Source organism: Dietzia sp. 179-F 9C3 NHS (assembly GCF_045369825.1).
GTDB lineage: Bacteria > Actinomycetota > Actinomycetes > Mycobacteriales > Mycobacteriaceae > Dietzia.
The window spans coordinates 155,625-168,698 of record NZ_JBIQES010000003.1 but is presented as its reverse complement, the minus strand read 5'-3'; the positions used below and the strand labels follow the sequence as shown (position 1 = coordinate 168,698).

10 protein-coding genes are annotated in these 13,074 nt (G+C 71.8%); 6 read left to right on the top strand and 4 right to left on the bottom strand.

All coding sequences use genetic code 11. The features are described 5' to 3' along the window. Positions 1-119: 119 nt before the first annotated feature. Entirely contained in the window at positions 120-1,664 is a 1,545-nt protein-coding gene (locus tag ACH0BZ_RS05350; protein WP_406896941.1) for a peptide MFS transporter, read from the bottom strand. Positions 1,665-1,915: 251 nt separating this feature from the next. Between ACH0BZ_RS05350 and ACH0BZ_RS05345 the strand changes: the two genes are divergently transcribed. Together ACH0BZ_RS05345 and ACH0BZ_RS05340 are read left to right on the top strand one after the other, a co-directional pair. Continuing rightward, positions 1,916-3,271 (top strand): hemolysin family protein, encoded by a 1,356-nt coding sequence (locus ACH0BZ_RS05345; RefSeq protein ID WP_406896940.1) that lies wholly within the window; start codon positions 1,916-1,918, stop codon positions 3,269-3,271. A gap of 47 nt (positions 3,272-3,318) precedes the next feature. Further along, on the top strand, positions 3,319-4,374 hold the full coding sequence (locus ACH0BZ_RS05340) for a hemolysin family protein (protein ID WP_406897127.1): 1,056 nt from the start codon (positions 3,319-3,321) through the stop codon (positions 4,372-4,374). Between the two features lie 132 nt (positions 4,375-4,506). Here the strand turns inward: ACH0BZ_RS05340 and ACH0BZ_RS05335 are convergent, their stop codons facing one another. After that, on the bottom strand, positions 4,507-4,887 hold the full coding sequence (locus ACH0BZ_RS05335) for a DUF4112 domain-containing protein (protein WP_406896939.1): 381 nt from the start codon (positions 4,885-4,887) through the stop codon (positions 4,507-4,509). A 59-nt stretch (positions 4,888-4,946) separates the two neighbouring features. Here ACH0BZ_RS05335 and ACH0BZ_RS05330 point away from each other — a divergent pair, with 59 nt between their 5' ends. Genes ACH0BZ_RS05330 through ACH0BZ_RS05320 form a run of 3 tightly spaced genes read left to right on the top strand, consistent with a single transcriptional unit; the run spans position 4,947 to position 9,521 of the window. Beyond that, entirely contained in the window at positions 4,947-6,794 is a 1,848-nt protein-coding gene (locus ACH0BZ_RS05330) for a penicillin-binding transpeptidase domain-containing protein (protein WP_406896938.1), read from the top strand. A gap of 10 nt (positions 6,795-6,804) precedes the next feature. Further along, positions 6,805-7,713 (top strand): SDR family NAD(P)-dependent oxidoreductase, encoded by a 909-nt coding sequence (locus ACH0BZ_RS05325; RefSeq protein ID WP_406896937.1) that lies wholly within the window; start codon positions 6,805-6,807, stop codon positions 7,711-7,713. Beyond that, the gene (locus tag ACH0BZ_RS05320) at positions 7,710-9,521 is read left to right on the top strand and encodes an acyl-CoA dehydrogenase (protein WP_406896936.1); all 1,812 of its coding nucleotides are present in this window, start codon (positions 7,710-7,712) and stop codon (positions 9,519-9,521) included. Before ACH0BZ_RS05325 ends, ACH0BZ_RS05320 begins: the two co-directional genes overlap by 4 nt. Positions 9,522-9,660: 139 nt before the next feature. Here the strand turns inward: ACH0BZ_RS05320 and ACH0BZ_RS05315 are convergent, their stop codons facing one another. Next, positions 9,661-10,935, bottom strand: a complete 1,275-nt coding sequence (locus ACH0BZ_RS05315; protein WP_406896935.1) for a class I SAM-dependent methyltransferase — start codon at positions 10,933-10,935, stop codon at positions 9,661-9,663. A 50-nt stretch (positions 10,936-10,985) separates the two neighbouring features. Then, positions 10,986-12,440, bottom strand: coding sequence for an FAD-binding oxidoreductase (locus tag ACH0BZ_RS05310; protein WP_406896934.1), 1,455 nt, complete (start codon positions 12,438-12,440; stop codon positions 10,986-10,988). 157 nt (positions 12,441-12,597) lie between these two features. Between ACH0BZ_RS05310 and ACH0BZ_RS05305 the strand changes: the two genes are divergently transcribed. After that, positions 12,598-13,074, top strand: a complete 477-nt coding sequence (locus ACH0BZ_RS05305) for a DUF732 domain-containing protein (protein ID WP_406896933.1) — start codon at positions 12,598-12,600, stop codon at positions 13,072-13,074.

Below are 13,074 nucleotides of genomic sequence, written 5' to 3'. Positions count from 1 at the left end.
AACGACGAGGCCGAGGAGAGGCCGGATGCCCGGCGGTGACACCGGCGTGGAGCGGCGTGGGATCGACGCCCTGGCCTACGACACCTGTCGCCCGGCTCACCGACCTCAGACAGTGGACCTCAGCGGACCCCGAGCATCTTCTTCCTGATCCACGGCGTGAGCGCGGCCATCGACACCGCCACGACGATCGCGGCGATGCCCAACGCGAGGAAGTAGGTGCGCTCGGCGCCCACGTCGTCCGGGTTGTAGTAGCCGGCGAGCACGCCGGACAGGGCGCTGCCAATGGAGACGGTGAGGAAGAACAGCGCGACCATCTGGGTCTTGAACGCCCGCGGGCCGAGTTTGGTGGACACCGACTGGCCCACCGGCGAGAGCAGGAGCTCCGCCATGGTGAACAGGAACAGGATCCCGACGATCGCGAGCAGCGGGGTGGCCGCGTGGCCCACGAACGGCAGGAAGGCCAGGGCGGCCAGACCCATGATGAGGTTCGCCAGGGCGAACTTCATGGGAGTCGAGGGCTGCCGGTCCCCGAGCTTGACCCACATCGCGGCGAACACGGCGGCGAAGAGGATGATGAACAGCGGGTTGATCGACTGCACCCAGCTCGCGGGCATCTCCCAGCCGCCCAGATTCCGGTCGAGCCGCTGGTCCGAGTAGATGGCGATTACGGTGAACTGCTGCTGGAAGATCGCCCAGAACGCCACCGAGGCGAAGAACAGCGGGATGAACGCCACCACGCGGCTGCGCTCCTCGGCCGTGGTCTGGGCGCTGCCGATGAGGATCGCGAACAGGGCGATCGCTCCCACCACGGCGATGCCGGTGACGACCGTCGCCAGCCGCTCCAGCGGGAGGAGGCCGGTGGCGATCGCCGTGACCACCAGCGCCACCACGACGAGCCCGCCGAGCAGATACCAGAGGCGCTGCGGGCGGGGCAGCGGGTTGGGGACCACCACGCCGACGCCCTTGAGGGTGGAGCGGCGCATGGCGACGTACTGGATCAGGCCCAGCGCCATCCCGACGGCGGCGGCGCCGAAGCCCCAGTGGAAGCCCCGCCACTGCCACATCCAGCCGGTGACGAACGGCCCGAGCAGGCCGCCGATGTTCACGCCCATGTAGTAGATCGAGAAGGCGGCGTCGCGGCGGTCGTCGGTGAGCCGGTACATGCCGCCGACGACCGTCGAGGTGGTGGCCTTGAGGGTGCCGGCGCCCACGGCCACGCTCACCAGGCCGATTCCGAGGCCGATCGCGCCGGGGACCACCGCGAGCGAGACGTGGCCCACCATGATGAGCACGGCCGCGCCGAAGAGCGTCCGCTCGGCGCCGAGGAGCCGGTCCGCGACCCAGCCACCGAGGATCGCGGAGGCGTAGACGAGCCCGCCGTACGCGCCGACGATCGAGGTGGCGATCTGCTGCGAGTAACCGAGGCCGCCCTCCCCGACCGCGTAGTAGATGTAGTAAGCCAGGATCGCCTGCATGCCGTAGAAGCTGAAGCGCTCCCACAGCTCGATGCCCGACAGGTTGGCCAGCCCGAGGGGGTGCCCGAAGAACCGGCGGTCGGAGTCGGCGAGGGCGGGGTCTTCGTCGGCGCCGGCGGGATAGTCGGCGGAAGGGTCGGTGTGAGGGGTGAGATCGGCGGGGGTGCTGCCCGTCTCGTCGGTTGCCATGTCAGACAGTGATACTCCTGCGACGCCTGCCGGACAACTTCCGCTCACCCGCCTTCACTCTCCGATCATCCGCGGAATCGACTTTCCGGCCACGGGACGGGACAATCGACACGGTCCCGGGATCACCCCGGGACACATCCTCGAACCAGGGACGTCTCCGCGTCCCCGACCTGCGCAGGAGCACCACCAGTGAGCCGAGCCGACACCCCGGCCCGATCTAGCAGCCCCCTTCACGGAAGGGGGCACACCGGATGAGCATCGCACTCTCACTACTGGTCGGCGTTCTCGTCGTCCTCGCGATCACCGCGCTCACGGGCTACTTCGTGGCGCAGGAGTTCGCCTTCATGGCGGTCGACCGCTCCCGCATGGGGGCCGCCGCCGAGAAGGGCGACGCCGCCGCCGAGCGGGTCCTCGGCGTCACCCGCCGCACGTCGTTCATGCTGTCGGGCGCCCAGCTCGGCATCACCGTCACCGCCCTGCTTGTCGGGTACGTGGCCGAGCCGCTCATCGGCCGGTCCCTCGGCGAGCTCCTCGGCATGGCCAACGTGCCTCAGGCCGCCGGGGTGGCGATCGGCACGATTCTCGCCCTGCTGTTCTCGACGGTCGTGCAGATGATCTTCGGCGAGCTCGTGCCCAAGAACCTGGCGATCGCCAAGCCAGAGCCCGTCGCCCGCTGGCTCGCCCGCTCCACCACCCTCTACCTGGCCCTGTTCGGCTGGCTCATCGGGCTGTTCGACAAGGCCTCCGAGGCGCTGCTCAAGGTGGTCGGCATCGAGCCGGTCCACGACAAGGAGCACTCGGCCACCGCGCGCGACCTCGAGCACATTGTGGCCGAGTCCGGCGAGACCGGTGAGCTGTCCCCCGAGCTCAGTCGCCTGCTCGACCGCATGCTCGACTTCCCGGGCCAGCCGGCCGAACACGCCATGATCCCGCGCTCGCGCACCGACGTCGTGCGGGCCGAGGACACGGTCGCCGACGTCGTGGCCAAGATGGCCACCGGCCACACGCGCTACCCGGTGGTGGGCGAGGACGCCGACGACGTGCTCGGCGTCGTGGATCTCCACGACCTGCTCACCGTCGACGACGACGAGGCGGCCACCACGCCCGTGTCCCGCCGTATGCGCGCCCCCGTCGTCGTCCCCACCTCCCTGCCCCTGCCCGACGTGGCCATCCGCCTGGACACCGAACGCGCCGAGATGGCGGTGGTCGTGGACGAGTACGGCGGCTTCGCCGGCGTCGTGACCATGGAGGACATGGCCGAGGAGATCGTCGGTGAGATCGCCGACGAGCACGACCCCCACTCCGCCGCCGGCGTGCCGGTGAGCGAGGGCCTGGGCTGGCTCATGCCGGGCGAGACCCACCTCGACGAGGTCGAGCGGCTACTCGAGATCACCCTGCCCGATGTGGACGCCGAGACCCTCGGCGGGCTGGTGATCGCCACCTCCGGCGAGCTGCCCGCCGTGGGCGACCGCGTGGACGTCCCGCTGCCGGACACGGACGTACTCGAGGAACTGTCCGCCGACCGGATCCTGCGCGCCGAGGTCCGGCGCGTCGAGCGTCGCGTGCCCGCCCAGGTGCACATCGTCGTCGAGGAGGTGGCCCGATGACCGCCGGCCCCGCTGTGGTCCTCGCCGCCGAGGCACCGACCGGGTTCATGAGCAACCCGTTCGTCGTGCTCGGCGCGACCGTCCTGCTCATCGTGGCCTCCGCGTTCTTCGTGGCCGTGGAGTTCTCGCTCATCTCGGCCCGTCGTCACCGGCTCGAGGATGCCGCCGCCACGAGTGCCGCCGCCCGCGCAGCCCTGCGCAACGCCTCCGAGCTCACCCTGCTGCTGGCAGGGGCGCAGCTCGGCATCACACTGTGCGCGCTGGCGCTGGGCTCCATCACCAAGCCCGCCGTGCACCACTGGCTCACGCCCGTCTTCGCCGGCTGGGGGCTGCCCTACTGGACCGCCGACGTCATCGCCTTTGTCCTGGCGCTCATCATCGTCACGTTCCTCCACCTCGTGGCGGGCGAGATGGCGCCCAAGTCGTGGTCCATCACACACCCCGAGTACTCGGCCACGATCCTCGCGCTGCCGATGCGGGCGTTCCTGTGGGTCACGCGACCGCTGCTCGTGGTGCTCAACACCACGGCCAACCGGATCCTGCACCGCCTCGGCGTGGAGGCCATCGACGAGGTGGGCGCCGGACAGGACGCCGACTCGCTGCGCGAGCTGGTCCGCCACTCCGGCGAGGCCGGCACGCTCGACGACACGCACCACCGCCAGCTCCTCGGCGCCCTCGAGCTGCAGGAGCTCACCGTGGGCGACCTGCTCGGCGAGCGCGGCGTGGACAAGTCCGCGACGCCCGAGGGGATGTCGTCGGTGCCCGTCGACGCCACCCCCGAGGAGATCCGGGAGGTCGCCCGCGGCACCGGGCACCTGCGGCTGCTCGTGCTCGACGGCACGACGGTCGTGGGCGTGATCCACGCCCGCGACTCGCTCACCGCGGGACCCGACGCCACCGCCGGTGACCTCATGCGACCCTGCCTGGCGCTCGAGCACGACCTGTCCGTGGCGGACGCGTTCCGGCGCATGCGGGAGGCGCGAGCCCACCTCGTCGTCGTCGAGAAGCCCGAGGGCATCCCCGGCACCGACGCCGCCGAGGTGCGCGGCGTCATCACGCTCGACGACGTGGTCCGCCGCCTGCTTCCCGTCACCCGCGACTGACCCCACCCCCGCCCCGCCTCGCCCCCGGCAAATCGGCGACTCCGCTGCTGGGTCGGCGACCCTCACATGCGCTGCCGATCCACCAGCGGAGTCGCCGATTTCGGTAGGGCTGCAGCGGAGGCGGCCGGAGCCTCAGACGACGCCGAAGACGTGGAGCACGCCCCACACGGCGATGCCGGCCAGACCCAGGATCACGAGCAGCACGAGGCCGACCGCGCCGAGGGCTCGGCCCACGTAGCCGCGAACGGTGGTGTCGACCTGCGTGCCGCTGGCGATCGTGCGGTCGAGCAGACGCAGGTTCTTGGAGGTGGCCTTGTGGGCGGCGTCGGCCACGTCGCCGGCGAGCGGGACGAGTCCGATCACGGCGTCCACGACGTAGTTCCACCCCATGCGGAACAGCACGTGGATCGGCACGCGGTGACGCACGACCTCACCCAGAACGAGGGCCGCGACGATCCCGCCGAGGGCGTCGCCCACCACCGGGACCAGGCCGATCACCGGGTCCAGGCCCACGCGGCCGCGCGGCCCGGGCGCTTCCGGCCCGAGTCTGGTTTCGTGGAGGAATGCACCCCATGCATCGTAGTCACCGGGCCCGTCGCGCCACCACAGGTCTCGCCGCGGTCGCACTCGCGGTGGCCCTGGCCGGCACCGGCTGCGCCGCGATCACCGGCGACACCGGGTCCGACGAGCTCCAGCAGTTCATCGACGAGCTCTCCCGCGGCAACCTGACCGCCGCGGCCGCGCTCACCACCGACCCCGAGACCGCCGAGGCGCGGCTCACCGAGACGATCTCGACGTTCGGCACCATCGGCTCGGCGGCCACCACCGGCAGCGACCGGCGGCCGGACAAGGACCCGGTGCGGCTCGAGATCACGTGGGACCTGGCGTCCTCGACCGAACCGCCGCAGGAGGAAGGACCCGAGCGCAGTGTCACCACCGGCGGCGAGGCGCGCACCGTCAAGGAGGGTGACCAGTGGCGGGTCGAGTGGGCGCCGACGATCCTCGACACCCGCCTCGCCCCCGGCGGCACGCTGCGGTTCACCGAGGACCTGGACTGGGACACGAGCATCGTCGACCGCACCGGGGCACCGCTCATGCAATGGATGCCGGTCACGGCGGTGACACTCTCTCCGGACGCCACCGACGCCGCGGACCCGGTGGCCGGGCTCGTGAGCGGCGCCGCGCCGACGATCACCGGGCAGTCGATCCGCGACGGCATGTCCGAGAACCCCGGGCAGCCGTACACCGTGGTGGCGCTGCGGCCCGAGGACATCGACCCGATCCGTGAGCAGCTGGCCGCGATCGAGGGGGTCACGCTGCCCGAGTCCGGCCGGCTCATCCAGGTTGACCGCGAGCTGCGCTCGCCGGGCTTCACCGAGCTCGAGGGCGCGTGGCTCACCGCGCTGCGCGAGGCGGGCGGCTGGTCGGCGACCCTCGTCAACCCCGACGCCGAACCGGTGGAGCTGGGCGGCGCGCCCCGGGGCGAAGTCGACGACCTCGTCACCACCTACCAGCCGTCGATCCAGCGGGAGGCGCAGCGCGCCGTGGACGCCTCCGGGCGGGCCGCGTCGATCGTCGCGATCCAGCCCTCCACCGGCGGCGTGCTCGCCGTGGCACAGAACTCGGCCGCCGACGCCCAGGGGCCGGTCTCGCTGCAGGGGCAGTTCCCGCCGGGGTCGACGTTCAAGACCGTCACCACCGCCGCCGCGCTCGACGCCGGCGTGGTGGGCCGCGACGAGGTCGTGCCGTGCCCGGCCCAGATCACCGTCTCGGGCCGCACGATCCCCAACGACGACGACTTCGCCCTGGGCGAGGTCCCGCTGCGGACCGCGTTCGCCCGCTCGTGCAACACGAGCCAGGCCGTGATCAGCGACCGGCTGGAGCCGTCGGCGATGAAGGACACCGCGGCCAGGCTCGGTCTCGGCGTCGACCTCACCACTCCCGGCCTCACCACGATCACCGGGACCGTGCCCGTCACCGAGCAGGGGCCGGCCCGAGTCGAGGCCGCGATCGGTCAGGGCGAGGTGCTGGCCAGCCCCTTCGGCATGGCGCTCCTCGAGGCCTCGCTCGCCAACGGCGGGCGGATGGTGCTGCCCGTGGTGATCGACGGCATGCCGGCCGTGGCGGACCAGTCGCCGGAGCCGCTACCGGAGGATGTGGTGAGCACCCTGCGCGGATTCATGGAGGAGACCGTGCGCTCCGGGACGGCCACCGCCGCGTCGTCAATCCCCGGACTCGGCGGCAAGACCGGCACCGCGGAGGTCGGCGACGGGCCGGCCCACGGCTGGTTCGTGGGCTCCACCGGCGACCTGGCGTTCGCGGTCCTCATCGAGGGCGCCGACTCCTCCGGGCCCGCCGTGACCATGGCGGCCGACTTCCTCGGGTCCGCGGGGCAACCGGCACCCATGCCCGGCGGGTAACGTGCCGGGCATGCGCCTACCCGGACCCGCCCGCTCAGCCCTCGACCGCCTGCCCTTCGGCTCGCCCGCCGCGACCTCCGCCCCGGACGCCAACCGCCGCGTGCTCATCACCGGCGGAGCCTCCGGCTTCGGCCTGGCCCTGGCGTCCGCCTTCCTCGAGCGGGGCGACCGCGTCATCGTCACCGACCTCGCCCCCACCGACGAGCGCCCCGCGGGCGTCCCACCGGACGCCAGCTACCTCCGGTTGGACGTCCGCTCCGAGGACGAGTGGCGGGCCGCCCGCGAGGAGGTCGAGCGGATCTGGGGCGGCGTCGACGTCGTCGTCAACAACGCCGGCATCGCCCAGGGCGGCCGCATCGACCTGCTCACCGAGGAGGACTGGCGGCTCATCACCGACATCAACCTGCTCGGCGTGGCCCGCGGCTGCCGCACCTTCACGCCGATGCTCAAGGCGCAGGGCAGCGGGCGGATCGTCAACACCGCTTCGCTCGCCGGCCTCGTCCACCCGCCGTCGATGAGCTCCTATACGGCCGTCAAGGCGGCGGTCGTGGCGATCTCGGAGAGCCTGCGCTGGGAGCTCGAGCCGTACGGCGTGGACGTCTCCGTGATCTGCCCGTCGTTCTTCCGCACCAACCTCGCCGCCAGCCTCAACGCCTCCGACCCGGCCGCGGCCGAGTTCGCGGGCAAGCTCATCGACCGCTCCGGCCGTAGCGCCGACCAGGTCGCCGCAGAGGCGATGCGCGCGCTCGACGCCGGCACGTTCCTCGTCCTCCCCGACGGCGAGGCGCGCCGCTCCTACCGCGCCAAGCACTTCCTGCCGGTCGCGTACACGCGGATCATGCGCGCCATGGGCGCGAAGGCCGCCGAGACCGCGCGTGCCGGGAACGCCGGGGCCGGCACCACCGGGACGTCGCGATGACCCGCGACACGATCCTCAGCCGAGCCGACCTGGACTACCTCCTCCACGACTGGCTGCGCGTGTCCGAGTTGTGTGAGCGCGAGCGGTTCGCCGACCACTCTCGAGAGACGATCGACGCCGTCGTCGACCTCTCCGCCGACCTCGCCGCGCGCTACTTCGCGCCCCACAACCGTGCCTCCGACCTCACCGAGCCGCGACTCGTCGGCGAGGACGTGGAGCTCATCCCCGAGATCGGCGAGGCACTGCGGGCCTTTGCCGACGCCGACCTCGTGGGCGCCGCCATGGACGCGCGCGTCGGCGGCATGCAGTTGCCACACACCGCCTACCTCGCGTGCATGGCGTGGTTCTACGCCGCCAACGTCGCCACCACCGGCTACCCGCTGCTCACCACCGGCAACGCCAACCTGCTGCTCGCGCACGGCACCGACGAGCAGATCGAGCGGTTCGTGCGGCCGATGCTCGAGGGCCGGTTCACCGGCACCATGTGCCTGTCCGAGCCGCACGCCGGGTCGAACCTCGCCGACATCACCACCCGTGCCGAGCCGCAGGACGACGGCACGTACCGCCTGTTCGGGCAGAAGATGTGGATCTCCGGCGGCGAGCACTCCATGACCGAGAACATCGTGCACCTCGTGCTGGCCAAGGTCCCCGGGTCCCCCGCCGGCACGCGCGGCATCTCGCTGTTCGTGGTGCCCAAGTTCCTGGTGAACGACGACGGCTCGCTCGGCGAGCGCAACGACGTGGTGATTACCGGCCTCAATCACAAGATGGGCTTCCGCGGCACGGTCAACACCATGCCCACGCTCGGCGATGGCCTGCACACCCCCGGCGGCCGCCCCGGCGCGGTCGGTTACCTCGTGGGCGCCGAGAACACCGGGCTCAAGCAGATGTTCACCATGATGAACGAGGCCCGCCTCGGCGTGGGACTGTGCGCCACGGCGCTCGGCTACACCGGGTACCTCAAGTCGCTGGCGTACGCGCGCGAGCGGCCGCAGGGCAGGCCGGTGGGCGTGGCGCCGGACGAGCCGCAGGTGCCGCTCACCGGGCACGCCGACGTGCGGCGCATGCTGCTCGCCCAGAAGTCCTACGTCGAGGGCGCGCTCGCCCTGGGTCTGTATTGCGCACGGCTTGTCGACGACGAGAAGTCCGGGTCTCCGGAGGAGGCCGCTGCCGCCAAGACCCTCCTGGACGTCCTCACGCCGATCGCCAAGTCGTGGCCCTCGCAGTGGTGCCTGCACGCCAACGACCTGGCGATCCAGGTCCTGGGCGGGGCCGGGTACACGGTCGACTACGACGTCGAGCAGCACTACCGCGACAACCGCCTCAATGCCATCCACGAGGGCACGCACGGCATCCAGGCGCAGGACCTGCTCGGGCGCAAGATGATCGCCGGCGGCGGCGCCGGGGCGGCCGCGCTCGTCGAGCGGATCCACGCCACGTGCGCGGCCGCCGAGGCGGCGGGCGGCGAGCTCGCGGACCTGGCCGGGGCGCTCCGGACGCGGGTCGATCGATTGGTCGAGGTCACCGGGTTCCTCGTGGGCCTCGGCGCCTCGGACCCAGTGGCGATGCTCGCCAACGCGACCGCCTACCTCGAGGCCACCGGGCACGTGGTGATCGCGTGGATGTGGCTCGAGCAGGTGCTCGCCCTGGGCCCGCGGCTCGAGGACTCCTCCGACGCCTTCGCCGCCGGCAAGCTCCAGGCCGCACGCTACTTCCTGCGGTGGGAGCTGCCCACCGTGGACGCCCAGCTGGACCTGCTCGCCTCCGGCGACCGCACGACGCTGGACATGGACCCCGACTGGTTCTGAGGCACCCGGCACGACCGCCCGCCCCCGTCCCCGCCTTCCGAAATCGGCGACTCCACTGCTGGATCGGCGGCTCTCACATGCCTCGCCGATCGTGCAGCCGAGTCGCCGATTTCGGACGCGACCGATCCGGCGGCCGTCCTCAGGCCTCCCACCACTGCCGCAGCGGCACGTCCCAGGTCATGCGGTCGCCGAGCTTGACGGCGAGGATCTGGTGGAGCTGGATCTTGTTGTACTCGAAGCCGTACTGGCAGGCGCCCATGTACAGGCCCCAGAGCTTGGCCATGGGCTCGCCCACCTCCTCGACGGCCTCCGCCCAGTGCTCGACGAGATTGGCGCACCAGTCGCGCAGCGTGAAGGCGTAGTGCTGGCGCAGGTTCTCCTCGTGGACCACCTCGAGGCCGGCGTTCTCGATCTCGGCGTGGACGGTGCCGGCGCCGGCGAGCTCGCCGTCGGGGAAGATGTAGCGGTCGATGAACGAGCCCGCCTTGGTGACCCGCGAGTTGTCGGGCCGGGTGATGCAGTGGTTGAGGAACCGCCCTCCGGGCCGCAGGTAGGACTCGATGCGGGTGAAGTAGTCGAGGTAGTTCCGCCGCCCGATGTGCTCGGTCATGCCGATGGAGCTCACGGCGTCGAAGTCGCGCTCGGGGACGTCGCGGTAGTCCTGGAGGCGGACCTCGGCGAGGTCGGCGAGCCCGTCGGCGGCGATCGCTTCCCGCGCCCACTCGGCCTGCTCGCGGGACAGGGTCACGCCGATCACGTGCACGCCCCGGGCGGCGGCGTAACGGACCATGCCGCCCCAGCCGCAGCCCACGTCGAGTAGCCGGTCGCCGGGCTGCAGGCGCAGCTTGTCAAACACGAGGCGGTACTTGTTCTCCTGCGCGGTCTCGAGCGAGGCCTCCGCGGACGGGTAGCACGCGCACGTGTAGGTCATGGACGGCCCGAGGATCCACGAGTAGAAGCGATTGGAGACGTCGTAGTGGTAGCTCACCACCTGCGAGTCCCGCTCCTTGGAGTGCCGGCGCATGCCGTGCAGCATGCGGCGCCACGGCGGTGGCACCTCCTGCTCCGGGATCGGTGGCACCCTGAGGTTCTCCAGCCCCACCGAGCGGGCGATGCGCAGCATGGTCCGGGCGTCGGGGGTACGGGTCATGTGCTTGCGGAACACCTCGAGGGCGCCGAACACGTCGTGGGGGGCGCCGGGGTGCACGCCCACGATCTCGAGCTCGCCCATGAGGTAGGCGCGGGCCAGGCCCAGATCGCCGGGGGCGGTAACGAAGTACTGCAGCGCCTTCTCGCTCTTCAGCCGTAGAGCGAGGGGGCTGTCCGCCGGCCCGATCACCGAGCCGTCGTAGGCCTCGATCCGCAGAGGTGGCTCGTCCGTGGCGAACGCCCCGATGATCTCGCCCAGCGTCATGCGGGTGGACTCCCCCGCCCCCCGGCCCCTGCCCGGGCCCCCTCCCAGCTTCACCGCGTACCCACCGCCTTCTCGTAGAGGGACGGCAACCGCCCCTCGGGATCGAACTCCGCCTTCAACGATGCCGCGTGCCCGCCGCCGTACAACCGATCGAACTCCTCGCGCGAATAGAACACCTCGGAGTACAGGGACTTGTGGCCACCGAGGCGGGAGACCTCGTCCTCGATGCGACGGTTCCACGCCCCCTCTGCCATGCCCGGCTCGATCGGGGCGGAGGACCAGAAGCCGATGTTGACGTAGAGGGTGTCCGGCGCGAGGGGATAGAGCGGCCAGGGTCGCGTTCCGCCCGGTGCCGGTGCGCCCTCGCGCAGCCGCAGCGGGCACACCCACAGCGGCTCGATGGGCACCTCGCGCAGGAACCAGTCCAGGAACTCGGCGCACCGGTCCACGGTCACCTCGACGTCCTGCACCACGCGCTCACGGGGCCCCTCACCGCGCAGCGCACCGATGCGGTTGCCCAGGTCGTAGCGGTGGTCGAGGCCGATGATCTTCCAGTACGCCGACGACCTCAACAATTGTTGCGGCCAGAACCGCCGTACCCTCGGGTTCTGCACGCCGAAGGCGCGCGAGCACCAGAACCAGTCGGTGTCCCAGCGCCACAGGTAGTCGCGGATGGTCAGCCGATCGCGCACCACCGACCCCGCCGGTCCGCCGTGGCGGATCGAGCGGTAGTAGACGGCCTGCTTGTCGCGCACCCCGGTGTAGTCGGAGACGGGCCCCGGCTCGTCGGTCCGCCGCCCCAGGCAGAGGTAGGCCTCGCCGGCCGAGAACACGACCCCGTCCAGGAAGTCGACCACCTCGCCGTCATGGCTTCCCGACTCGCCGATCCGCGCCAGCCCGTCCTCGAGCGCTGCGAGGGAATCGAACCGCACGTGCCGCAGTTCCACGTACCGCTGCACGGGCTCGAGGGCGATGCGCAGCCGCACCGCGTAGCCGAGCGAGCCGTAGGAGTTGGGGAAGCCGCGCCACAGGGCCTGCTCGCGCCCGGTGCCGTCGGGCCGGGCGGTGACGATCTCGCCGGCGCCGGTGAGCACATCCATCTCGAGCACCGACTCGTGCGGCAGCCCCAGCCGGAACGACGTGGACTCGATCCCCAGGCCGGTCACGGCGCCGCCGAGGGTGATGGTCTTGAGCTGGGGCACGACATACGGCATGAGGCCGTGGGGCAGGGTGGCGTCGACCAGGTCCTCGTAGGTGCACATGCCCTGGACGTCGGCGGTGCGGGCGACCGGGTCCACGGAGATCACGCGGGTCAGCCCGGTGGTGTCGAGACCGGGTGACGACGACGAGGCCCGCGGCCGGAAGAGGTTGGACGTGGGCTTGGCCAGCCGGACGGGCTCGCCCGCGGGGACGGCGTGGAAGCTCTCGACGAGGCGCCGGACGCCGTCGTCGTGGCGCGCGCGGCCCACCTCCAGAACTCCGGTGAATCTCGACTTACTGCCCATGCGCCCCATCCTAGGTCGGCGCGCGGAACGACACGAAGAACATCGGATGCCGGCCCGGTGACGGCCCCGCTCCACGGCCCCGACCGGATCGGTGTGCCCGCGGCCGGGCGCCTCGTACTCTGCGGGAAACCCGCCTACCGCCGCAGGAGGATCCGCCATGTCCGCTCGACACACCGCCCGCCCCCGCACCACGGTCGCGGCCGCCGGCCTCGCCGCGCTCGCGCTCGTCCTGGGGGCGTGCGGCGAGGAGGGCACCGCCGAGAACGCGGTCGGGGAGGCCACCAGCGCCGTGGGCTCGGTTGCGGCCGAGGCCACCTCGGCCGTCGGCGGCGCCACCGACGGCGGCGCCGAGGACCCCGACCAGGAGTTCCTCGGCGACATCCGGGCCGTGGGAGTGGATCCCGAGGACGAGCAGGACTACCTCACCCGTGGCCGCGACGTCTGCGCCTCGCTCGACGAGGGCACGGGCTACCTCGACGTCCTGGGCCGGTACAACGACGCCCACCCGGATGCGCCGGTGACCGAGGCCCCGCTCGTCGTGGCCGCGGCGGTCAAGGCCTTCTGCTCGCAGCATCTGCCGCAGCTCGGTCAGGACGGCGGGGACACCAACGAGGGTGGGGCCGACGGGAACTGA